The 22,832-nt window shown below is 38.5% G+C and carries 18 protein-coding genes and 1 pseudogene; 9 read left to right on the top strand and 10 right to left on the bottom strand.

Annotated elements, in window-relative coordinates; genetic code table 11:
* Positions 1 to 8: 8 nt before the first annotated feature.
* Positions 9 to 1,189, bottom strand: a protein-coding gene (locus L641_RS0100585; protein ID WP_086007400.1) for an IS3 family transposase whose coding sequence is annotated in 2 segments (ribosomal slippage) — positions 9 to 931 and positions 931 to 1,189 — 1,182 coding nt in all. Because the reading frame shifts where the segments join, the coding sequence is not laid out codon by codon here.
* A 76-nt stretch (positions 1,190 to 1,265) separates the two neighbouring features.
* Here L641_RS0100585 and L641_RS22085 point away from each other — a divergent pair.
* Genes L641_RS22085 through L641_RS0100555 form a run of 5 tightly spaced genes read left to right on the top strand, consistent with a single transcriptional unit; the run spans position 1,266 to position 6,561 of the window.
* Positions 1,266 to 3,026, top strand: coding sequence for a P-loop NTPase fold protein (locus tag L641_RS22085; protein WP_024596196.1), 1,761 nt, complete (start codon positions 1,266 to 1,268; stop codon positions 3,024 to 3,026).
* A 1-nt stretch (position 3,027) separates the two neighbouring features.
* Positions 3,028 to 3,915: a hypothetical protein gene (locus tag L641_RS0100570; RefSeq protein ID WP_008109702.1), complete on the top strand. Its 888-nt coding sequence runs from the start codon at positions 3,028 to 3,030 to the stop codon at positions 3,913 to 3,915.
* Positions 3,908 to 5,242 (top strand): Qat anti-phage system QueC-like protein QatC, encoded by a 1,335-nt coding sequence (gene qatC, locus L641_RS0100565; protein ID WP_024600835.1) that lies wholly within the window; start codon positions 3,908 to 3,910, stop codon positions 5,240 to 5,242. The genes L641_RS0100570 and qatC overlap by 8 nt, the downstream gene beginning before the upstream one ends.
* Positions 5,239 to 5,970 carry a Qat anti-phage system TatD family nuclease QatD gene (qatD, locus tag L641_RS0100560; protein ID WP_008109706.1) on the top strand — a complete coding sequence of 244 codons (732 nt, stop codon included), beginning with the start codon at positions 5,239 to 5,241 and terminating at the stop codon, positions 5,968 to 5,970. Before qatC ends, qatD begins: the two co-directional genes overlap by 4 nt.
* A 51-nt stretch (positions 5,971 to 6,021) precedes the next feature.
* On the top strand, positions 6,022 to 6,561 hold the full coding sequence (locus tag L641_RS0100555) for a manganese efflux pump MntP family protein (protein WP_008109708.1): 540 nt from the start codon (positions 6,022 to 6,024) through the stop codon (positions 6,559 to 6,561).
* Between the two features lie 22 nt (positions 6,562 to 6,583).
* Here the strand turns inward: L641_RS0100555 and L641_RS0100550 are convergent, their stop codons facing one another.
* The 7 genes from L641_RS0100550 to L641_RS0100520 form a co-directional block, all read right to left on the bottom strand.
* On the bottom strand, positions 6,584 to 6,802 hold the full coding sequence (locus L641_RS0100550) for a GDCCVxC domain-containing (seleno)protein (RefSeq protein WP_008109710.1): 219 nt from the start codon (positions 6,800 to 6,802) through the stop codon (positions 6,584 to 6,586).
* Complete coding sequence (merC, locus tag L641_RS0100545) at positions 6,790 to 7,179, bottom strand: organomercurial transporter MerC (RefSeq protein ID WP_008109712.1); 390 nt, start codon at positions 7,177 to 7,179, stop codon at positions 6,790 to 6,792. Before merC ends, L641_RS0100550 begins: the two co-directional genes overlap by 13 nt.
* Positions 7,180 to 7,239: 60 nt before the next feature.
* On the bottom strand, positions 7,240 to 7,617 hold the full coding sequence (locus tag L641_RS0100540; RefSeq protein ID WP_008464133.1) for a MerR family transcriptional regulator: 378 nt from the start codon (positions 7,615 to 7,617) through the stop codon (positions 7,240 to 7,242).
* 222 nt (positions 7,618 to 7,839) lie between these two features.
* The gene (locus tag L641_RS0100535; RefSeq protein ID WP_008113385.1) at positions 7,840 to 8,304 is read right to left on the bottom strand and encodes a hypothetical protein; all 465 of its coding nucleotides are present in this window, start codon (positions 8,302 to 8,304) and stop codon (positions 7,840 to 7,842) included.
* Complete coding sequence (locus L641_RS0100530; RefSeq protein WP_008113384.1) at positions 8,301 to 10,385, bottom strand: hypothetical protein; 2,085 nt, start codon at positions 10,383 to 10,385, stop codon at positions 8,301 to 8,303. The genes L641_RS0100535 and L641_RS0100530 overlap by 4 nt, the downstream gene beginning before the upstream one ends.
* Entirely contained in the window at positions 10,382 to 13,153 is a 2,772-nt protein-coding gene (locus L641_RS0100525) for a hypothetical protein (protein WP_013465872.1), read from the bottom strand. Before L641_RS0100525 ends, L641_RS0100530 begins: the two co-directional genes overlap by 4 nt.
* On the bottom strand, positions 13,137 to 14,627 hold the full coding sequence (locus L641_RS0100520) for a site-specific integrase (RefSeq protein WP_008113382.1): 1,491 nt from the start codon (positions 14,625 to 14,627) through the stop codon (positions 13,137 to 13,139). The genes L641_RS0100525 and L641_RS0100520 overlap by 17 nt, the downstream gene beginning before the upstream one ends.
* Positions 14,628 to 14,712: 85 nt before the next feature.
* Here L641_RS0100520 and L641_RS0100515 point away from each other — a divergent pair.
* The 3 genes and pseudogenes from L641_RS0100515 to L641_RS0100505 all read left to right on the top strand — a co-directional run.
* Positions 14,713 to 14,970, top strand: a pseudogene (locus L641_RS0100515) (PhoH family protein); the annotation flags it as partial.
* Positions 14,971 to 15,036: 66 nt separating this feature from the next.
* Positions 15,037 to 18,807: an ATP-binding protein gene (locus L641_RS0100510; RefSeq protein WP_024600834.1), complete on the top strand. Its 3,771-nt coding sequence runs from the start codon at positions 15,037 to 15,039 to the stop codon at positions 18,805 to 18,807.
* Positions 18,797 to 19,696: a diguanylate cyclase gene (locus L641_RS0100505; RefSeq protein WP_013465870.1), complete on the top strand. Its 900-nt coding sequence runs from the start codon at positions 18,797 to 18,799 to the stop codon at positions 19,694 to 19,696. Before L641_RS0100510 ends, L641_RS0100505 begins: the two co-directional genes overlap by 11 nt.
* Before the next feature lie 13 nt (positions 19,697 to 19,709).
* Here L641_RS0100505 and L641_RS0100500 read toward each other — a convergent pair whose 3' ends face one another.
* Both L641_RS0100500 and L641_RS0100495 read right to left on the bottom strand, forming a co-directional pair.
* Complete coding sequence (locus L641_RS0100500) at positions 19,710 to 20,090, bottom strand: DUF3192 domain-containing protein (protein WP_013465869.1); 381 nt, start codon at positions 20,088 to 20,090, stop codon at positions 19,710 to 19,712.
* Between the two features lie 174 nt (positions 20,091 to 20,264).
* On the bottom strand, positions 20,265 to 21,209 hold the full coding sequence (locus L641_RS0100495; RefSeq protein ID WP_013465868.1) for a D-2-hydroxyacid dehydrogenase: 945 nt from the start codon (positions 21,207 to 21,209) through the stop codon (positions 20,265 to 20,267).
* A 440-nt stretch (positions 21,210 to 21,649) separates the two neighbouring features.
* Here L641_RS0100495 and L641_RS0100490 point away from each other — a divergent pair, with 440 nt between their 5' ends.
* Positions 21,650 to 22,783, top strand: a complete 1,134-nt coding sequence (locus L641_RS0100490) for a 1-acyl-sn-glycerol-3-phosphate acyltransferase (RefSeq protein ID WP_013465867.1) — start codon at positions 21,650 to 21,652, stop codon at positions 22,781 to 22,783.
* Positions 22,784 to 22,832: the final 49 nt, after the last annotated feature.

The following is a 22,832-nucleotide window of genomic DNA, read 5'->3' as shown; positions in this document are numbered from 1 at the left end:
TGTAGTGGTCAATAAAATTTGGCCACAGCTTTAGAATCTTGGTATCTAACCTCAGATTCATTTGGCGCTAAACCGGCATTATAATGATGTGGCCTAACGTTGTTGTAATACCCGTTGATATAATCACTCACACTATATTTAGCATCTTTAAAGTTTTCGTATCCAACCTTTGGCATCCACTCCGTTTTAAAGCTTCTAAAAAATCGCTCCATTGGCGCATTATCCCAACAATTTCCGCGCCTGCTCATACTTTGTGTAATTTTATAGCGCCATAAACGTTGACGATATTTTAAACTTGTATAATGACTACCTTGGTCTGAATGAAACATCAGTCCACTTGGCTTACCTCTGCTTTCATACGCGAGTTCAAGCGCTTTTAGCGTTAAGTTAGTATCTGGCGACAACGACATTGCCCAACCAACGACTTTACGTGCAAACAAATCAACAACGACCGCTAAATAGGCCCAGCGATTGCCTGTCCAAATATACGTCACATCACCGCACCACACGGTATCTGGCTCAACAACATCAAATTGTCTATCAAGCAGATTTGGAATTTCAAGGTGCTCATTACCACCGCGTTTATATGAATGTTGAGGTACTTGGCAGCTTTCAAGCTTTAATTTAACCATTAGCTTAGCAGCACGATAACGACTCAATTCAAAATCATTGTTCGTTGCTATTGCCGCGATTGTCCGCGCCCCAGCTGAGCCGCCGCTCATTGCATGTATGGCTTTAACTTCAGCTTCTAGCCTTATTTGCTCTGGCGTCGGCGTTGTATCCCGTATAGCCCAATATTTATAGCTGCTACGATGCACATTGAATACGTTACACAGCACGCTAATTGGGTAACGCTCTCGTTGATTTAGTTTCTCAATTAACGAGAATTGTTCAGGGAGTCGGACATCAAGAGAGCGGTAGCCTTTTTTAATATATCCTTTTCTAATTTAATGCGTTGGATTTGCTTTTTAAGTTCGCGGATTTCAATTTGTTCGGGCGTCATTGGTGAAGCAGATGGTGTCTGGCCACTCCGCTCTTGCTTTAATTGAGTAACCCACTTACTGACGGTTGATTTACCCACCCCCATCGCTTTGGCTGCTTCTTCTTGAGTATAACTTTGGTCAACTACAAGCTGAGCTGTTTCTAATTTGATTGCCGCAGAATACGTTGCGCGTTTTAATTTCGTCATTTTTTCACCCAAATTTGTATGCTTATTAGCATAACATTTCTTTCTTAATGGGTGGCCAAAATCACTGTACCACTACATGTGGTCTGATAAAGAATCAAAAATTGATTTCTTAAATTTTAATGAAACGGCTGAGTCAATAAAAGATCTTATAACAGAAAAGGAGTTAATGCCTATTAGTATAGGCGTTTTTGGTGATTGGGGCGCTGGAAAATCGACGATTCTTGAACTTACTAAGGCTTCTCTGGAAAGTGATGAACAAGAATATATCCAAGTACATTTCGATGCATGGACTTTCCAAGGGTATGATGACGCTAAAGCGGCGTTACTAGAAACAATTGCATCTACTTTAGTTAAAAAAGCAGCAGACGATAAAAATCTCAGTGCAAAAGCAAAAGAGTTTGCTGGACGAATAGATAAGATCAGACTGATGGGATTGCTAATGGATGGTGGTGCAGCATTAGCTGGTATACCAACTATGGGTGGTATACAGAAGATCATGGGACTATTCAGTGGTGGTGACGATGGTGAACTGGATGTTGATGATGTAAAAGGTGCTGTCGATGGCGCTAAGGATGTCGCGAAGAAAAACAAAGGTTTGATCAAAGATAATAAATCATTTTCACCTCCTAAAGAAATTAAAGAATTCCGAAAAGCATATTCTGATCTGTTAAAGGAGTTTGATAAGCCACTTATTGTCTATGTCGATAATTTAGATCGCTGCTCTCCATTTAATGCTATTTCGACCCTTGAGGCGATCAGGTTATTTCTATTTTTACCCAATACTGCATTTGTTATTGCCGCCGATGAGGACATGATCCGCTTGGCAGTGCCTGAGTATCACAAAGGTGCATCTCAACGACATCAAACTGATTATTTAGACAAGCTTATTCAAATTCCTGTGCATGTACCAAGACCCGGCGTTCTGGAGATAAGGGCATATTTAATGATGCTTACTGCTCAAGATCACGGCGTTACCGATGCGCAATTAGAAACGATAAGATGTGCCCTTGAAGAGTCATTAAGGCTGTCGTGGAAACAACCACAAATTACCGTTGACGAGCTACTTCAAGATCACGAGATTGAAAAGCATTCCGAACTCAGAAGTAAATTTGTGGTTGCTGAACAGTTAGCTCCACTATTAGCTGAATCCACAAACATTAACGGCAACCCTCGCATAGTTAAGCGATTACTCAATCAGGTTAAGATGAGAAAGAAAACCGCTCATCGCAGAGGAATGCAGCTTGATGAAAAAACTATCACTAAGCTGGTAATTTTTGAGAGGTGCTTAGGCACTCAGGCTACCAACAAGCTTTATGAATTAATTGATAAGGAAAACGGATATCCAAAAGTATTAGCGGATCTTGAAAATTCAGAAGTCGAATTTGACGAAATTAATTTACCTGAAGAGTGGAAACTCGACCTAGCTTTTATTGATAAATGGTCGAAATTACCTCCCATGTTCACTGAAATGGATTTGACACCAGCGGCATATCTGAGCAGAGAAAGCATTCCAATGGGGGCTGTTAATTCGGTAATGTCTGGAGCCGCTCAAAAACTCGTAGAAGAATTAATGAAGCAAAAGGTAAGGGTCAGTGGCGTTAACTCTACTGCGATTACCACAACTCCGAAGGAAGAATACATGTCAGTCATGGATGGTTTGATTGAAAACTTTAAGTTGATTGGTGATTGGACCGAAAGACCAACAGGCATTTATGGGGCTGTGTTACTTGCCAAGCAGGATGATAAATGTAGCTTAAGTCTTCTTACATTTTTAAAAAGCTTGCCCCGCCAAAGATGGCTTAATCCAATTTTAAAAGAACTAGAGGGAACTAAGTAATATGGGTACGTCCGCATCGTCAACAGGACCAAATAATAAGAGTCCACTTATTCCATCTTGGGCAGAGCAAGGAGATCCTGTCACAATAGAACCTGCATCAGGTACTGATGGGGATGAGCAAGCTGGCTCTGATAATAATCAAGCTGATGATCAGAATGACAATAGCAATGATATTGACAATGACAAGGTTCAACAAGAAATCGGTGGTTCACCTACAGCAACACCGCCTCCAAATAGGTTTGCCAGTGCCAGAAGAGCATTTGGTAAATATGCGCAAACAGGTGGCTCAACCTCAGATCTAAGGCGTTCATTAAAAAGTTACTCTAGAAAAGGCTCTGGCGGAGGTAAAAGCACAAGCAGGAGACTATCAAGCGGCATAACTGCTGGTTCTGGATTGCTTGGTGTCATGCGTGGCGACACCGTAACGGTTAATAATCAAAGCTTATCATTAGGTGATCTAACTGGGCTATCGACTGATCAAGCAATCGACAAAATTGCTAGCCATTTAGCGCCTGATAATGCCGATTCGGATGCTGTAAGAGTTGCGTTGGATTACGCACTAGAAGAAGCACTCCCCGATACAGAAGAATTTGACCCAAACAGTTTTACTGACGAAGTTATCCAAGAAGCCATAGGCTGTTATTTAACAGACCTTATTTTTCAGGATGTGGTTGAAGGCATGGGCAGAGCTTGGTTTCATGTTGAGCCAGCAAGCAAGCATCATCAAATGGAAGTTGAATTAAGGGAACTAATAAAAGTGATTACACAAGAGCAGTTAGACAAAGTAACTAATGGCAACCCCAGTACTATTAGCAAAGAAAATATTACTAAAATTCAAGCCGATGCTATTGCTATGACGGTTGATGAATGGGAGAGCTTTAATGACTAATTTTTACTTTAACCATGACCCTGCTAACTTGCCTGACTTTTCTGATGATTGTCATCCTGTCCAAATGTTTCATACGCATCAAAATGACATCACTAAGCACAGCTTGGTGTCAAAACAACTACTACAAACAGTTCGTGATTTAGGATTGAATGTAGATGCTGATTCAATAGATCTGATAACAATTGCTACCGCCGTTACCGCTGCTGATACATTTGAATTAAGGGATAATGCAGAAAATGCATGGGCTAGAAAAATGCATTTGCATGTTCCTGTAACTGATGAGGATATGTGGAATTTTGTAGAACCTGAACTGAGTTCTTTGCTCAACTTTCTTACAGGCGATCAATGGCTGTTTACTTTTGAAAAAACAACTATGCCGATGCCGACTCCTAAAACAAGTGAGCAAGCGAAAGCAAAAGCAAAATCATTAATTGGACTCAACTCTGTTTGCCTTTTTTCTGGTGGTCTTGATAGCGCAGTTGGTGCAATTGATATTTTGAACGGAGAATCAGATTTAAAGCCTCTCTTGGTTAGTCACGCTTATCGTGGTGATGGCGCTAAGCAAGAAGACATTAAGCAATTATTATCCCCGCCATTCGGCGAATTGTCCTATTCAATGTCTCCCCATATTATTAAGCACTTAGAAGGTAAAACTGACATTAGTATGAGGGGAAGAAGCTTTAACTTCCTAGCTATGGCGGTACTTGGTATATCAGCCTTAAGAAATGCTAATTGCGATAGCAGTATTGAAACTATTGTCGTCCCAGAGAATGGCTATATTTCTATAAATCCGCCGCTTACCAGAAGACGGATTGGTAGCCATAGCACTAGAACTACTCATCCTAATTTTCTAAGCAGGCTTGAATCTTTGCTTAGAGACACTGGGTTTCATGTCAAATTTGTAAACCCCTATCAATTCAAAACTAAAGGTGAAATGTTAGCGGAATGTGTTGATCAAGACGCAATTAGAAAAGCAGTTCCCCTAAGTGTTTCATGCAGTCATTGGCACAGAGAACATAAACAGTGTGGGCATTGTGTACCTTGCCTTATTCGAAGAGTGTCAGTTTTTCATGCTGGTTTTACACAAGATGCGCCATACAAGACAAAGCGGTTGAGAGATCTTATCAAAGAAAAAGATACTCGCGATGATCTCCAAGCGGTTCAAACTGCCATTATTAGATTGAAACAATCCGATAACTATCGTTCTTGGCTTCGAAGTTCAGGGCCAATACCACAAGAAAAAGATATACGAGAAAAATTAGAATCAACTATTAAGCGAGGATTGGCAGAGGTTGAATTATTTCTCCAAGCGGATAAATCGTCATGATGGATCTTCATTGCCACGTTGATTTATATCCAGATCATCAAGAGGTATTGAACGACATAAAAAGCAGTAATTATTACGTGCTATCAGTAACTACGGTGCCTTCAGCTTTTGAAGGTACTGTCCAGTTAACAAGTGGCATAAAACACTGTAAGACGGCCTTGGGGCTTCACCCTCAACTTGCTCATCTAAGAAAAAATGAATTAGCACTATTCGATAAGCTAGTTGATAGAACTAGATATATTGGAGAAATTGGACTGGATGGCTCAAAAGGTTACGCTGATTACTTTGATGATCAATTAGAGGTTTTCACGCATATTCTAAAAAAATGTGAAGGCTTTGATGACAAAATACTAACTATCCATAGTCTTAACGCGACTGGTGAAGTTCTTGAACAACTTAAGTTACATCCCAATGCTGGTACTTCTATTCTTCATTGGTTTTTAGGTACTAAGAAGCAAGTTCTAGAAGCCGTCGAGCTAGGCTGTTTCTTCTCTATTGGGCCAGCCATGCTAACTTCAGCCAGAGCTAAAAAAGTAATATCGTGGATACCTCAAGATAGAGTTCTACTCGAAACTGATGGACCTTTCGCCAAAGTGGCGGGGAATATTCTGTTTCCTTCAAGTGTTGGCACTGTTACTGAATATCTGGCTGAAATTTGGTGTAAAAATAAGGCTTTGATAATAGAAAAATTGTCAGTAAATCTTAGGTGTTTAACATCAGTCAAGTAACTAATTATACGTCACGTAATCTTATAACAATTTTATTCAGGTTTAATCGGTTTGTTTGAAGTATTTGTATTAGCTATAGCACTCAGTATGGACGCGTTTGCAGTATCCATAGGCTTAGGTTCTAAAAAAGTAGTAAATGCTGAAAAGCTCTTTATTAAAGCCGCTGCTTATTTTGGTTTTTTCCAAGGCTTTATGCCTCTTTTAGGCTATTACAGCGGTAAAGGTTTATCATCTTGGATTGAAGATTATGCACCTTGGATAGCTTTTATTTTGCTAGTATTTATCGGTGGCAAAATGATTTATGAGTCCCAATCTGAAGGAATTGAAGAAGATATTGCTAATGTTACTCATCGTGTGCTATTTGTTCTTGCTATTGCCACCAGTATTGATGCAATGGCGGCAGGTTATGCAATCACATTGCTTGAGGTAGATATAGCCGTAGCTTGCTTGATAATAGGCGTCACGACGTTTGCCTTTAGCTGGATTGGTGTGAATATCGGCGAAAGAAGTGGCGTATGGCTGGAATCTAAAGCTGAACTATTTGGTGGTTTAGTGTTAATCGCAATCGCATTTAAGATATTACTTGGTTGACACAGAACCACCGAATACTAGGCTACTTACCTGAGCAACATGCATTGCCTTCTTGAATAGGAGGACACTTAACTGTTCCATAAGAGCAATAAACGCAACAATCACCTTTTAACGGTTTAAGTAGTGCTTTACAGCTTTCGCATTCGTAATACCATTGGCAAGCGTTTGTAGGCATGGTTTCAACTTTGCTAAATCCACATTCAGGGCAAGTGATTTTAGATTCTAGTTCTATACCTTGCATACTGGTTCCTTAATGGGCTTAACAATATCTAAAATAGACATTACGACCATCCAAATGATCCCAAAGTAAAATAAGTAAGTGCTCCAGTCGTATTGCCATAAAGGATAAAGGGTCAGCAATACTGCAATTGGGCCAATGACACTTAAAACGCCTCTCAATGAATCTCGATGTTGATACCAATTATAGAAATTAACTAACAACGCTAGTGAAGCAAATAATGGCAATAAGGTGTTCACCGCTATCCCTTCAAAATGTGAAAGAAAACCTAACCCAAGAGCAGATGCCAATGAGCCGAGTGCAGGAAAACATGCTGTGCAGCTAAGGGCGGCTAGCCAAACGCCACCAGAACCTACTTTATCTAGAATTTTATTGATCATAACTATCTACCTCAATTTTTAAGGTAGTATAAACTCCGTACATAAGTACGGGGTCAATAGCTATTTAAGTGAATTTATTACCGGGCAGGATTGAGGGTCTTGATTGGCCTTGCAAGAATCTGTCATATCTTGAATTACTTTCTCTAATCGCTGTAAATCAGCAATTTTATTACGAATGAGATTAAGTTTTTGCAACCCCATCGACTCAATATCAGCGCAACTGTCACTTAGTGACATAAGCGATTCAATTTCTTTCAGCGTAAACCCTAATGCTTTAGCTTTCAGAATAAATTTGAGTTGACTGGTAAGGGCATCGCCATACATTCTGTAACCAGACTCTGGTTTTAAAGGTTGCTCTATCAGACCTTGGCGCTCATAGAAACGGATTGTTTCAACATTGATATCTAAATCTTTTGCCAGTTTTCCAATGGTTCTCATAAACATACTCTTTAGAAGCAGAAATATCATTATACAATTAATGCGGATTGCCTAAACTCAATTTTATTGCATGAACGGGGTCGCTAAGCGTCCTCTTTGTAGAATTAAGTTCACATATCCAGATCACTCTGACCGTCTCTTGTTCGCTCTTGCTGCCTGTCAGGTGAAGTCTAAGCCTAATCAACAAAACTGTAAGTTGAGATATGAGCTACTACATCTAATCTATTGTTTCGTTGAAACTAATTCAATAATTTCACCAGTAGACGTATCCACTCTTATTTCTGTATGTTGCCCTGAATGCTGAAGTTGATTTTGTAAATCGGCATTAATCAGTTTGAGCTTATCTATTTCTGCGTACATTTCACTCAACAACACTAATAACTTTGTATCTTTATTATCGATTTCCTTAGTGCCGATATTATTTTTTTGCTTTTCTTTAGCAAGCTTGCTTTTTAGTTCGGCTACCTTTGTTCTGAGTTGTTTTATTAAATTATCTTTATTTTTTTCTTCCCAAGTTAATTGAGCTTTTTCAATACTTTCTCGTAACTTTACCCATTTTTCTTCTTCTTTAGATAGATTCGCAATATTTCTTTTAGCTCTCGTTGCTACTGCATTTTTGGTTATCTTGCTGCCATCAGATTTCATCTCTTCAAAAGCACGTTTTATATCATCATATGCGCTACTCATGCTTGTTCTCCTTGGTTTGTATGCGCTTTGCCTTCATCTAATACATAGTCAGCTGCTGCTATATTATTTTTCCAGTGAATAGCAAATAGCTCGTAATCTTCTTGCTCTTCTGTGGTTGATGCTGCATATGCCTCTAGTTTCTGGGTCGCATCTTTTTTTATCACTTGCCAATTGACCTTGTGGCGTTTGGTAATGATTTTACTACCACAATACACACAGCCACTAGGGATTCCTGCTCCTTTTATCTTGCAAGCTTCTCCCGCAGTGCAGTACCCCGTAGGCAAGCCACGTATGTTTTTAATATTTTTGACGAGAAATTTTTTCAGTTCTTCAATTGAACTGAAATGGATCTGCTTAATCACAGTCGAATCTTTACTTTGACTATCAGTAATACCTATTATCAGATCTTTAGATGTTTTATTAATTTGCTCACCAGCACCACCTTTAAGTGATTGTGACTCGGCTTCATCTATTAACTCTTCTGCAACACGGTCAATTAAAATCTCATTAAACTCTTCAGTAGTTTTAATTAAAGTTGTTGAGGCCAAAAATGCTCTTCGAGTATAAACAAACGTCATTAGGCTGGTTAAATGTTTAAATTGATATCTAATATCATCAAGCTCACCTAATTTATTGGCAATGACAAAGTAGGCCAACGTATGTCGAAACATGTGAGCGGTTAATCTAAACGTATCGCCTTCTTCGTATGGGACACCTCTATTCTCTCCTCTAACTTCTTTGTAGTTAGATTCAAGGCGTTCAAGCTCTGCTATATCATCATCGTCTAGAGTTAAGTCAAAAAGCTCAATGTTTTCACTGTTTTTAACCTCAAATTTTGTGAATCGCCCAGCATCGCTAAAACTAACACTACAGCTACTATGTGAAACCCCGAAAAGACGGTTTCTTTCTAACCCTTCTTTCAAGTTGTGTGCTTGACTACTTGTTATATTGGCTCTGCATGAAGAAAGTACAGCTTTTGCCCTTTCTTGCATACCGAACACATATTTTTCGTAAATACCAACACACTCATGTACTTCAGCGTTTGAAAACCATTCCATCTCAACCTTACTGTTGTCGGTTTTGGTCATGATTGCCGTAATGTAATAAATATCATCTTTGTAATTGGCACAGCCAACCTTGCATGTAAGTACTTCGTTATATCTCATGCCTGTATAGGCCAAGATATTAATGTATGTGGCTAATTTTAAATCTTCTAATTCTTCGGATAATTGAATGAATTCCACTTCATCGGGTAAGTTTCTTACATGTTTTGCTATTAGCTCACCTGTACTAATTTTGGGCGGTGGTTCAACGGAGCCTTCATTTAAACTATCTATTAAGCGTGCATTTAATTCTAGCCATCGTTCTATCTTATCCTTAGAGTTTTCAACTATTTTTTCTGCAAACTTCAGAATTTTTTTCATTACTTTAGTAGGAATGACAGGGTGCGAATAAGTGACTGGTCTCGGATGGTGTAACTCGTTTAGTTGGTTAAGTACATCAATAAAAACACTACACACCTTAGGGCCAAAAAGACGAAAGCTGCGCTGCACGTCAAATAGTTTAGTAAATGAGTGTGATTGTCTGTAAATAGCTATTTTCCTGACTTCATATAAATAGTCTTTTATGAGATTCCTAATAACTAAGTCAGATTTGAACTCCAACTCATGAAATGAGTGATAACCTCTTTGTCTTAAGAAGGCTGCAAATAAATTTAGATACGTTACATCATTTTGAAGTGTAGAGATTTTTAGAGGTTTACCGCCTACAACATCACCATGTGTGAGTTTAATTAGTGAATAAATTCGAATTTGATATGCTAATTCATCAACACCTTTAAAATTCACATTTCTTTGCGTTTCTTCATAGCTTATCCAAGTGTCATCGCCAAAGTGAATAGTGCCATGTTTAGCAATATTCAATGCTCTGTTTTCCCACAAAGCAATCGAATTAAAAGCGCTAGTATCATCAACTTTAAAATCTTCTAACACCTGAACCAAAGGTTTTATAGTGATTTGACCTGTATGTGTTTTTACAACAGCGATATCAAGTAGTTTTGTTTTAGTTATCTCTTTGGTCATAGCAAACCTGTGTTTTTCCAATGAGGATGAATACCCTCTGTTCTCAATAGTTCTTTTCCATCAGTCACAGCTTGAGCATTAAGCTTGGCAATATCAGCTAATATTTCGTTAACCCTATTTTTCAACTGCTCTATGTTTTCCAGTTGCTCTGTTATAGAGTCAAATGTTGCGGCTGAGTTTTCCATATCAGCAACAACAAAATCCCGGTATGACAAAAGTTTCCAAACATGCAATGCGTCAGCAACACAGCGATAGAACGGACACCACAAGCATGCGTTAAAGTCGGCACATGCATGCTCGTTTGTATCTCGCTGGTCTAATAATTTCCTGTTTTGTGATTCGAATGCCACTACTGCGGATTTATCTTTTGAGTTAATGCATGTGCCATTCGGGACTTTTTTACCGTCTTCTGGTGGAGTCTGCAAAATGATTACTTTGTCGGTAACATCGCGAACAAAATAGTCTGCCATTGTTTTTGTCGCTCTGTTGATTGTCATTGCAACATCTTTGTTATCTTGCATTAAATAATGACGCAAGAACGTTTCATAAGAGTGCTTGCCAGCTTTTTGATACCACTTAAATTCTTTGGCAACTTTTCGGTAAATGTAGTTAAGCCCTGATTTTCTGATCTTTTGCGAATTAAATACGATATCACACCCAAGCTCAGTCAATATCCTATCTATAGTGGTCTTGAAACGTGATGCTGTTAATAATTGAATCTTTACTTCTCCAATACTATTTACTTTGGGAAAAACAAAAATTCTTTTTGATAGGTTCTCAATAGAAGGGCGGTAAATAGACGTAAGTTTAGTCGCAGCCTTAATATCAAATATTACTGGTTCGACAACGTCGCCGTATAAGACGCCTTCTTTTTCTAGATCTTCGGCTTTAATTTCAAATTTATGCCATTGTGTTTGATAATTAGCTCGGCGTTTAAATAAACGAAGAGCAGGAGTTTTACTTGAATGTAATGGCGTGTTAAAGAAAAATAAGTCGTCAGTATCAAGCTCTAGCGTAGGAGTTGAATTCCAACCAGTTTTCAATATGACTTTTGCTGCATAAAGTGTAACTTTGTCTTTAATTGTGAGTAAGGTCTCAGAAAGCCCTTTTTCTATGTAATATGCTAATTCTACTACTTCTCTATATGAGTAGAGCTTATCTTGATTCTGAGAGAGTTGCTCTTGATGTTGTGCAGTTAATTCGGTGTTGACCGGAAAGCTTTTAATAGTATCTAGACCATAAAACGATAGTAATTTGTCGATAGCGCTCTGATATTGATTACCAACAAAAACCGACAAATCGCCTTGTTTTGATTTTAGTTGAATTGCCTCTCTTATAGCCTTTAGTATCTCACAGTTATTTTCAACAAAAGCATGAACCCCATGATTGGCAATAAGCTTCATTTGTTCATCTGTTAATGATGATGCATTTTCTTTCAATGCTCTAGCCATACTACCTATGTAACCTTTGAGAGTGACGATGCCTATGCTCTCGCCATCAATTCGCTTTGTAAAAACTTTATGGTATTCGACTAGGTTTTGATAAAATTTATAGGCATTGTCATATACCCACTCATGCTTCTGCCATTCGGTAGTGTCACTTTCTTTAAGGTAATAGCCCAATGAGTAGGGTAATAAACTTTCCTTTGCGATTTTTTCACCCGTAACAAAGTGGTAAAGGTCCAATGCAGCGTTTAGTAGCAGTAAAAACTGCTGGTTATTTTGAGTTTCTTCTTGGTAATGCTTATAAAGGTATTTAAATCCCTGAAGGCCATTTTCTGCAAACCCTTGAATTCCACGCTCACTAAGCAGCTTAATTATTGGTGATGCTACGCTACCAGCACTATTCAACCACCTTGGAAATGATAAAGTTGAGGATCTAACTCTTGTTGTATTAGCTTCCGAAGCGCTTGCTATCTGATTTTTCAAAAAAGCATCAACTTCATTGCCAAATTTGGATGATATGCTTTGTGCATACCCTATCACTTCGGCTTCAGTTTTAAATTGATTGACTCTAGCTTTACCCCACACATCGGGTAGTATAAATTTTAAAAAAGTACGGAAGTTGTGATTGCATATAAATGATGAAACGAATTCCCTATCCTTTAATGTTGCCAATAATGGCAGTTTGACGCGTTCAGTATTCTTAAAAGTATCATGTAGACAAATATTTATAATAGCAGTCGCAGTTTTGAGGATGTTGTCTCTAATAGAAGAATCTTTGAGGCTTAATTCTGGAAGGACGAGATAGTCCAGATATTTTTTTAGTAATTTACGAGTCTCTTTTACTTGATGGAATTCAAGTTCGAATAATTTAGTTATGTCGATTGAAGTAGCCCCATTTACTAGCCTAAAAGGAGCGTTGATAGCGTTATCATAAAAATGAAACTTAGCTATGTTTTCTAAAGCTTCTTCTATACGAGTAGCATAACTAGGTAGCTTGACATCATTTATTTCATTAATGCAAAAGTATTCCAGTTCTTGCCAAATTTCAAAGTCTGATAGAGCATTTAATCCCGAAGTTTGAATTGATGTCGCAGTATCTGCACTAACCTTATTAAGGGCTAGAGGAAGAATGTGCTGTAAACTGACACAAGCATTCCGCAAGCGACTCATTGAAATAGCAGTGTCGTCACCTGTGCTAATATTGCTTTCTTTGTCATATGCCCTGTTAAATAAAACGTCTAACTGTTCGGCTAGAACAATTGAATGAGGTTTAAATCTAGCAGGAATACGATTGGACTTCCGCGTTTTAACTTGCTGTAGCATCTTCAGCCTCACGCATAAGCAATTCGTTAACATCACCGTAGATATCTTTTACCCACTCTGACATCGCTCCGTATGCATCCACTGATACACTTTTGGCAAAGTCGATGTAACGTTTGGTTGTTTTAAAGCTTTCGTGACTCATCAAAGTCATTAGTGTTTGTCGGATGGAACTTTCTGATTCACCTTTGTCAATTAGGTATTTAGCGACATAAGTAGCAAAGGTAGCGCGTAAGTCATGGAATGTGCGTAATAGTATTTCTAATCCCTGCTTCCTTTGTTCTTTTCTAACTATGGAAATAGTATTCCCCGGTGTATCTTCGCTTATCCGCGATCCTGAACTATTCATAAACAAAGGAAGCGGATGTTCGCTATTGTCCATACCATGATTAGTCTCATGTTTGGTACGTCGCTTCATATTTTGAATTGTCAAAGTGTGATTGTACAAAAGCTTCATTAGAACTCGCGCTATTGTTAATCTCACTGGCTTATGTCCTTTTCGTACAATGTTCAATTTTGGAATACGTTTCTCGTTTTCTTTTTCATCAGGGTTAAAGAGGTCTTTCTGGTCGATGGCCGAAATTTCAAAAGATCGAAGTCCACCTAACAAGGCACACTGCAAATAAAGTTTATAAGTCTCTTTTTGAGCTGTATTCGTCTCCAGTAACTGTTTAAGTTCTTTTGGAGAATATGGTTGTAGACCTTTGTCTGGTGAGTCTTCTTTTTGTTTCAATGTATTTGGAATGCTCAAATTACTGACCCATTTCCATAAGCCCCCAGAACGATTGTTGCTGGTAGGTAATTGAAACAACGAACTGACACCTGATTTAGCTTTCGATTTAATACGTACCTGTTTGTATTCAAGTGAGAAGGGGAGGCTATCTATAGCTCCGCGCTTATGGCTCCATATATAGAATGCTTTAACAGCTCTAATTCGTTCTTGAGCGCTGTTAAAGCTTATGCGTTTAGACTTATCTTTGGTTTCGACTCTTTCACATAAATGTTTGTGATATCTCCACACAGGTAACCTAGAAATATCATCATCTACAGATTGTTTTGAAAGTGGTGCAGCTATTACTTCAAAATAGGATGCATCATCTTTATCCAACCAATCTAAGAAAGCTTTTAAGTGCTTAGCTATACTGCGAACAGACTTAACATCTAATGGCTTTCCCGGTTGGCTGGCATGATAAGCGTCACTAAAAGCCTCATTGTCTATTTGATTCTTTTTGAGACTGAAATGACCTTCAAAGCGGTGCATTAAAAATAAGTTCATTTCTTGGCATTCGGTGAAGCGAGTCGGGTGATATAGCACTGGAAAATTAGGTTCTATTTTATCGTGCCTATATGAGTGAGTTCTGATGCCTTTTTCAGTCTTAATAGGTTGCCCTGATTTATCGAGGTGAAAAGACATTCCTTTTCCAAAGTTGACTGATGTTTTAATTATTTTAGTTTTTGTTGTATTTCGAAGTATCATTTTCGTTCACCTTTGATTCTTAGCTAGAGTATGTGTGTAAAAACTTTTTTGTTCAAGTTTATTGAGGGTATGATAGTATTATATCAATTCGGGGGTGATTTTAGATGAAAGCCAAAACTTAACAGCTTCTCAGCTAAAAACCATTATTACCCGCTGCGGAGAAGGAACAAAACTAATTTGTACTGGGAATTTGGCACAAATAGACAGTAATTATTTAACGGCGGTTACTTCGGGGCTTACCTATATTGTAGAGCGGTTTAAGCACTTTGAAGGTGGTGCTACCGTAAATCTTAATGGGGTAGTACGTAGTCGACTGGCTTCGTTCGCCGAGGAAAATTTATAACTTGCGCTTAACATCTTGGCTCTATAGTCTACAGTTTGATTTTTGAGCTAATAATTAGGTAGGTCGTTGAATTTTTTACCGCTAAAACATTATCATCGCTCTGTTTTTGTGGCGTTAGCAATCCCTTTATTGGTGGCCTCTTTTTTGTGTTTGCATTTTTATGATATAAAAATGGACCGTGCAATAACAAAAAAGACCACCGATTTTAGTGCGTTATCGGCGCAGCTTGACCATGATATGCAAGCCATCGACGATTTACTTAATGCGATGTTTATTATGTATGACAAACACGCCCCACAACCAGCGAATCATGCCTTCACAAAAAACATTAATCAATACGAGCATTATTATTATAGCCAGATAGCACATTTTAATGGCGAAATAGTAGGAAAAGGCCAATTCAGCTATTCCGAACAGGCATTATCACGCTGGCAAAAAGTCATGTCGCTGGCACCGTCTTTCAATACCGCTTTAGCGCTGCTTTCGTCGCTGCATTCTGTAGCCTATGTTGATGAGCGCGGCTTTGCTTATTTAGCTCGGCGTAACAATACACAAAGTTATATTTTAACGCAGGTACTTAATGGCGACTTTAAACCCTTACCTTCAGCGAACAAACTCACTTCAAGTGCCGTTATTAAAGTAGACAATAACGCATATTTTGCAGTTGGCCGACAGCGAGAGCTTAACTCCTCAGATTATATTGTTTTAATATATGACTTACAGGCTATCTCTAGTTGGTTGAAAAAAATAACCTCAAAGCAAGGCGAGTATGTTTTTATCAACCAAGAGAATGAAATTATTGCCAGTTCACAGCAGCCAATTAATCAAGCCATAAAGTTATCGACCTATTGGCCTAATATTAATAGCCCCTCACAAAAGAGTAATGCGCGAGCAGACTCATTATTTTTAATTCAGCCTTCAAAAAAGAACCCTATTCATCTGGCGTTTCTTGCTGACAAGCACACTCTCTCAAGCGGTATTGTGTATGAAGTATTGATAGAGTTTATTTCGTTAGCCTTATTTTTATGTTTGATGTTTTACATCTTTTTTTGGTTAAGCAAACGTATATTTATCAAACCTATGACCGAGTTGATGCGTTATTTAGAGCATCATAACGATGACAATAGCGGGTATTTAAATTACCAAATACCGTTAAACTGGCAACCTTGGTTTGCTCGGGTAAAAGCTATTTTTGCGAAAAATGAGCATTTAGTTATTTCTTTGCAAAATGCTAATCAAAAGTTAGATGATCAAGTACGGCAACAATCGCAAAAGCTAAAACATAGCGACCAAGCAAAAGAGCGTCATTTAGCGTTATTAAACACAGTACTTAATAGCGTGCCTGATTTTATTTATTTTAAAAATACAGAAGGCATTTTTTTAGGCTGTAATAAAGCGTTTGAGTTGTTTATTGGAAAAACTCAAGGTGAACTTCTTGGGCAGCAAATACACAACATAAGTAACGAGTATGAACAAATTAGTTTGCTGGAATATCAAGTATTACAGCATAGAATGCAAATTCAGCAGCGCATAGATGTTGCTGAGCGAACTTATCAGTTAACCATTGCTCCCTTTTACAATGAACAGCAACAATTATTAGGAACTATGGGGGTTGGTCGTGATATTACAGAACAACAACATACTTTGTATGCATTAAAAGAGTCTGAATCTATATTTAGAAGCGCAATTGAATTTGCCGCAAATGGGGTGTTTTTACTCTCGCTTGAGTACGCTATTTTACAGATAAACAAAGCCGCACGAAAATTATTTTCCAAGCATGATAAATTAACCGATACTCCTTTTTATGCGCTTTTTAATAATACGCAATGGCAGGAGCTTGAAGCATTACTACAGCAATTATTAAATAATAAGAAAAGGGTGTTTCACTTAACCTTGGCTCATACCCAATTAAATGCCTGGTTACAGTTGAGTATGTCGTTAATTTGGAATGAAAATAGTCAGCCGCTTTATTATGTTATTCATATTCAAGATGTTACAGAACTTACCAAAGCCAAAGATGATGCAGAGCGTGCCACGTTAGCTAAAAGCCGTTTTATTGCTAATTTAAGCCACGAAATACGCACCCCCCTCAATGCCGTGTTGGGATTATTGGATATGCTCGCAGAGCACGGGTTAACACAGCGGCAAATTCAACAAACTAGCCAAGCAAAATATGCGGCCAATAATTTGTTGCAGATGCTAAATAGTATGCTTGATTTTGCCCGTGTTGAAAGTAAAGAAGCAACGCTGCAATTAGCGCCATTGTGCTTAGTTGATTTGATTGATACCTGCGAAAGTTTAATTTTACCTTTATGCCAAGCAAAACAGATACAGCTAAAAATCGACATAGACTCGCAAATTTCTCCATTTTTAGTCGGTGATACAATTCGTTTGCAACAAGTATTAGGTAACTTACTTACCAATGCCGTTAAGTTTACCAATAAAGGCAGTGTGACATTAAAAATGACATTACAGCCGAGCCAGAGCCATATAGAGCAGCGTATTTGTTTTCAGGTTATTGATACGGGAGTGGGGATTGCTCAAGCGGATCAACGCCGTTTATTTGATGCCTTCACGCAAGGTGATGAATCATCTACTCGCTTGCATCAAGGGGTTGGCTTAGGGCTGGCAATTGTAAAGCATAGTGTGGCATTAATGGGAGGTGAAATTGTACTCAGTAGTGATAAAGGCCATGGCTGTCATTTTTACTTCACGCTTGATTTAGCGACAGATACCGAGAAATCAGCAAGCTTTACAGATAGACTATTACTGATCACCAGCGCGAAGAGTCAGTTGCTTAATCAGGTTATTACCGCGCATCCTTTTTTCAATAATCAAGCTCTTGAAATAGTCGTAACTGATCCAGATTGTTTGCAACAAGCGCATAGCATTGTAATCGATGCTGATGACGTACCTGCCTTTCTCACCTCAGCAATAAAAGCAGTATTACACACTCGTACTACTTCACTCATCGTTATAGAGCACTCGCAACCGAATCAGCTTTCAATAAATGACTCTTTTATTAGCCAGTATTTACCGCGCAGTGCATTGGCGCAGCGGTTACTTAGTTTAACCCCTGAAAAGTTAAAGAAAGTAACTCAATATAAAGCGGATAAACCACAAGAAGAAATAGCGGGAACCTTAGTATTAGCCATAGATGATAACCCGCTCAATCTCGACATTATTAGCAGTATATTGTGTAAAGCCGAAGTGAATGTTGTGACTGCTAGTGATGCTAAACAGGGGGTTGAATGGGTGAATATATTGCGCCCCGATTTAGTTTTAATGGATATTCAAATGCCGAGTATTGATGGCTATCAAGCAACCCAAATAATACGCCAACAGTTTGACGCCCAGCAATTGCCTATTTTTGCATTAACTGCACATTGTGAGCCTGCCGACATTGCACGTTCATTGAATAGTGGTATGAATAAACATTTAACTAAGCCTGTGGTTGCGCCTATTTTATTTGCATCGATAGCTGATTTAGGCATATCTAAGCCTTGCTTTTTTGATAAAACCTTCGCTTTGACACAGTTCAATGATGATGAGAAGCTATTGCAAAGCATGCTTACTAAGTTAGCGGTGTTAAGTGAGTCATATTCAGCTGATCTTCAAAAAGACATACCTACTATTGAAATGGTACGCTTAGTGCATAGTCTAAAAGGGATAGCAGGAAACTTAGGGTTTAACCGATTATTATTATGTGCTCAACATACTGAGCAATTATTAAAAGTGGGCGACAAGAGCGCCAATGCTGCAATTAAAGAGCTGATAATACAGTTAAAACAAGTTCATATTTATATAAAAATTTTAGATGTAAGCAATGATAAATAAAGCAAAAATATTAATTGTAGATGACGATGCGCTTAACCGAATCATTTTAGAAAAAACCTTAAGCGATGAGCATGATGTTTACTTAGTGACAAGCGGCGAAGACGCGCTGGCGTTTGTTAAACACACACAAGTAGACTTAATCATTTTAGATATCATGATGCCTGGTATGAATGGTTATGAAGTACTCGTACAGCTAAAAGAGAACAGTATAAGTCAGGCTATTCCTATTATTTTTATCTCTGCAAACAACCGTCATGAAGATGAGGCAAAGGGGCTAGAGCTCGGCGCAATGGATTATATTGGTAAGCCATTTAGTGCCGCTATTGTGAAAGTTAGAGTGCGGAACCAGTTATTAATTAAGCAAAAAAATGATTTGCTAGAAATGCTTGCCTCTATTGATGGCTTAACAGAAATACCCAATAGACGTTATTTAGATGAGAACTTAGAAAGAGAGTGGCGTAGAAGTAAGCGTAACTACTCTCCTTTGTGCGTTTTACTCATAGATATTGATCATTTTAAACGTTATAACGACTGCTATGGCCACCGAGCTGGAGACGAATGTTTAAAAACAGTGGCAAAAACGTTAGCCGCGCAATGTGAGCGTGGCAGTGATTTTGTTGCGCGTTACGGCGGTGAAGAATTTGTGGCCGTATTACCAGAAACCAATCAGCAAGGTGCAATCGCTTTTGCCAACAAGTTACGTAACGCCGTTAATGATTTGAATATTGAACATAATGCGTCTTTAAACGCTACACACGTCACCATTAGCATCGGTATTGCTTCTAGTGAGAGTAGCCAAGCTTACACTGAAAAAGCATTGTTAGAAGAAGCTGATTCCGGTTTGTATAATGCGAAAAAATTAGGGCGCAATCAAATTAGCGCCCAATAAATGCTGTAGTTACTTAGTTTGTCAGCATTTGCAGTGCTGAGGCACCAATACCAACTAATTTATCATTTTTAAATACCAACGGTGTGCATTCATCTTTAGTCATTTTACCATCTGAATGGATGCTGTGCGTTGCATAAAATAAGACTTGGTAAACATCCTCTTCTTTTTTGAGTAATTCGGTGAAGTCAGGTGTTTTTAGGGTTTTTAATACCGACTGATAAGAGCTATCCATTGCCAAGCCTGAAATAATTTCACGATTATTCTTATGTGTTGCTTGCCAGCTAGAAGAACTATTACCAGCCCAGTGACCTTCCGCTTCGCCATCGGATACAGCAATAACACAGCCAGTTAAAAAAGGAGCGGTGAGGGCGGCGATTAAAAGTGTTTTTTTCATTTTTTATTATCCTAGATGATTAATTACAGACTTTAGAGCAAAGACTAGGCCAGTTTTTTAGTCCTTAAAAATCAATTGCTTATTTTTAAAGTGATTTTTGAGTTAGTGGCTTTTTTAAGAAATAAAATTAAAAAGCCACTTTTTAGTTATTTTGACTAACTTAATTTAACGGCATTAAACCAAGCGATTACGCGACTCTTGTTGACTAAATGCAGCGATATTTAAACTCACTTCTTTAACCAAGCGCACAATAGATTCGGTACTGGCCCACGCTATATGTGGGGTTAGTAGTAAGTTATCTCCCGTGTAATTGGCCAGTGGATTGTTGTGCTCAGCAGGCTCTTTGGTTAGTACGTCAACACCTGCACCAGCAATCACATTGGTTTTTAAGGCTTGTGCTAAGTCGGCTTCGTTAATGATCCCCCCGCGCGCGGTGTTAATAATAAGCGCAGTTGGTTTCATCATTTTTAATTCATTAAGCGTAATTAAGTCACGCGTTTCATCATTAAGTGGGCAATGTACGCTGATAATATCCGCTGTTTTTATTGCGGTTTCAAAAGGCGTGCGTCCTTGGCGACACTCAGCACCTTTGCGCTCTGCAACAATGACATGAGCACCAAAGGCTTCAGCCACTTTAGATACAGCATTGCCCAGAGTTCCCCCACCAATAATGGCTAATGTTTTACCCTGAATGTCATTAAAGCTGTAATCAAGGCGACAAAACATTTCACTTTTTTGCCATGCGCCTTGTTGGCAGTCCGCTTGGTAGCGATGAGTATTGCCTAATAAGTTAGTAATTAACGAAAAGGTGTGCTGCACAACCGAGGGGGTTGAATAACCAGCAACATTGGTTACCGCAATGCCTAAATCTTTCGCGGCATTTAAATCAACATTATTGGTGCCGGTGGCACTAACACAAATAAGTTTGAGAGATGTTAATTGTGCCATGGTGTCACGATTAATCACTACTTTATTGGTGATTAACACCTCTGCATTTTGGCTATGTGCTAGCACTTGCTCTGGGCTAGTTAGCTGATGCACGGTAAGCTTTCCCAGTGCTGAGATACAATCAAGTGAGGTGTTTGCCAGTGTAGCGTTATCAAGAATTGTTATGTTCACGGTGTGTCCTAATAGTGTATGTGTTAAGGGAATAATAACCCCTGTACGCAAAATGCTTGTGATAAAAAGAGTATCATCTATTTGAATGTTATTGGGTTTATCATGTTGCGTTTACATTAGCAGTTGTAGAGCCATATTTAAATGTGGTCTGCCCACTGACGGTTAACTTGCATGTTATTATGATCAACTGCCTTGCTAAGTTAACTTGAACAAAGTGCTGTTAGTAGGGTCTACCCATTTAAATTAATAATTAATAGCCATAGTTTATACGTATGCGTTGTTAGCAAGACAGCTTGGCTCGGCGTTAAACTATAACGCTATGAAAACTCAGTAAATCGAACTTTAGTATTGCTAGTTTCGTATTTTTGATTGAGTTATAATCAAAATCAGACACAGCGGGGCGTTTTAACGCGCCGTTTTTAACTTTGTAGATGCAGTAAATGATTGAATTAGAAGATAAGTACGCAGATATAAGACCTTACAATGACGATGAAGTTGCCGCCTCATTAACGCGATTAATTAATGATAATGCGTTTATTGATGTAATTGCAAAATACAATTTGCCACGCTTTATATCCGCAGTTGGGTTTTTAGCACGCGCTATAATAAAGCATCAGTTGCGCAAAAAGTGGGGCAAAGTTAAAACGGTTGAAGATGTACAAAATGAAGTGGCACATTACTTAAATAAATTAATAAAACGTACCACCTCAAAAGTCACTTTTTCTGGCTTAGAAGACTTAGACCCTAATCAAGCCTATCTTTTTGTTTCAAACCACAGAGATATTGTACTTGACCCTGCACTGGTTAATTGGGGCTTATTCCAGCATAAAATGAAAACAGTGAGAATTGCGATTGGCGATAACTTGCTGCAAATTCCTTACATTACTGAGCTTATGCGCTTAAATAAAAGTTTTATTGTGAAACGCTCAGCAAAAGCCCCAAAAGAGATGTTAAAAGCGCTGACTCAGTTATCGGCTTATATTTATGATTCACTCAGTAGCGGGCACTCAATTTGGATTGCACAAAAAGAAGGACGCGCTAAAGATGGGGTTGATCAAACTGATCCTGCGCTTTTAAAAATGTTGCAACTTAATGGCCGTAAACAAAAGAAAGAATTTGGCGAATACATTAAAGAGCTCAAAGTGGTGCCGGTTGCAATCTCTTACCAATACGAACCATGTGCAATTGCCAAGGCAAAAGAGCTATATCATAAACAACATCATGGGAAGTATGTTAAATCGGCGGGCGAAGATATTGCCAGCATTGTTGAAGGGTTTAGTTCAGCCAAAGGGCATGTGCATTTATCGTTTGGTCAGCCCATTGAGTCAGGTTGTGACAGTGCCGATGAACTGGCAAAAACCATTGATAAGCAAATTATTGATTCGTTTTACTTACACCCAGGCAACTTTATTGCTGCTGGCTGCACTGAGGCGGTGATCAATAAAAATGACGCAGCACAGTTTGAAGAACGTTTGGCCAAGGTGCCAGAAGAGTTAAGGGCTTTGGTTTTAGCTATGTATGCCAAGCCATTTCATCGAAAAACACAAGTAGATGAACAAAGCTGTGAGCAGTAATTAACAGCTTAAGCTAACAACAAAGCAGCAATTTATTTGCTGCTTTTTT

Origin of the sequence: Pseudoalteromonas sp. TB41 (genome assembly GCF_000497975.1) — a bacterium.
Classification (GTDB): Bacteria; Pseudomonadota; Gammaproteobacteria; order Enterobacterales; family Alteromonadaceae; genus Pseudoalteromonas; species Pseudoalteromonas tetraodonis.
The sequence above is the reverse complement of the archived record's forward strand: the minus strand, read 5'-3'. Positions and strand labels throughout refer to the sequence as shown.

Excerpts from the sequence above, each read along its gene's own strand:
- L641_RS0100535 (WP_008113385.1), bottom strand. The coding sequence starts at position 8,304 with ATGAGTAGCGCATATGATGATATAAAACGTGCTTTTGAAGAGATGAAA.
- L641_RS0100550 (WP_008109710.1), bottom strand. The coding sequence starts at position 6,802 with ATGCAAGGTATAGAACTAGAATCTAAAATCACTTGCCCTGAATGTGGA.
- L641_RS0100500 (WP_013465869.1), bottom strand. The coding sequence starts at position 20,090 with ATGAAAAAAACACTTTTAATCGCCGCCCTCACCGCTCCTTTTTTAACT.
- L641_RS0100520 (WP_008113382.1), bottom strand. The coding sequence starts at position 14,627 with ATGATACTTCGAAATACAACAAAAACTAAAATAATTAAAACATCAGTC.
- L641_RS0100530 (WP_008113384.1), bottom strand. The coding sequence starts at position 10,385 with ATGACCAAAGAGATAACTAAAACAAAACTACTTGATATCGCTGTTGTA.
- qatD (WP_008109706.1), top strand. The coding sequence starts at position 5,239 with ATGATGGATCTTCATTGCCACGTTGATTTATATCCAGATCATCAAGAG.
- merC (WP_008109712.1), bottom strand. The coding sequence starts at position 7,179 with ATGATCAATAAAATTCTAGATAAAGTAGGTTCTGGTGGCGTTTGGCTA.
- L641_RS0100540 (WP_008464133.1), bottom strand. The coding sequence starts at position 7,617 with ATGAGAACCATTGGAAAACTGGCAAAAGATTTAGATATCAATGTTGAA.
- L641_RS0100525 (WP_013465872.1), bottom strand. The coding sequence starts at position 13,153 with ATGCTACAGCAAGTTAAAACGCGGAAGTCCAATCGTATTCCTGCTAGA.
- L641_RS22085 (WP_024596196.1), top strand. The coding sequence starts at position 1,266 with ATGTGGTCTGATAAAGAATCAAAAATTGATTTCTTAAATTTTAATGAA.
- qatC (WP_024600835.1), top strand. The coding sequence starts at position 3,908 with ATGACTAATTTTTACTTTAACCATGACCCTGCTAACTTGCCTGACTTT.
- L641_RS0100570 (WP_008109702.1), top strand. The coding sequence starts at position 3,028 with ATGGGTACGTCCGCATCGTCAACAGGACCAAATAATAAGAGTCCACTT.
- L641_RS0100505 (WP_013465870.1), top strand. The coding sequence starts at position 18,797 with ATGATAAATAAAGCAAAAATATTAATTGTAGATGACGATGCGCTTAAC.
- L641_RS0100490 (WP_013465867.1), top strand. The coding sequence starts at position 21,650 with ATGATTGAATTAGAAGATAAGTACGCAGATATAAGACCTTACAATGAC.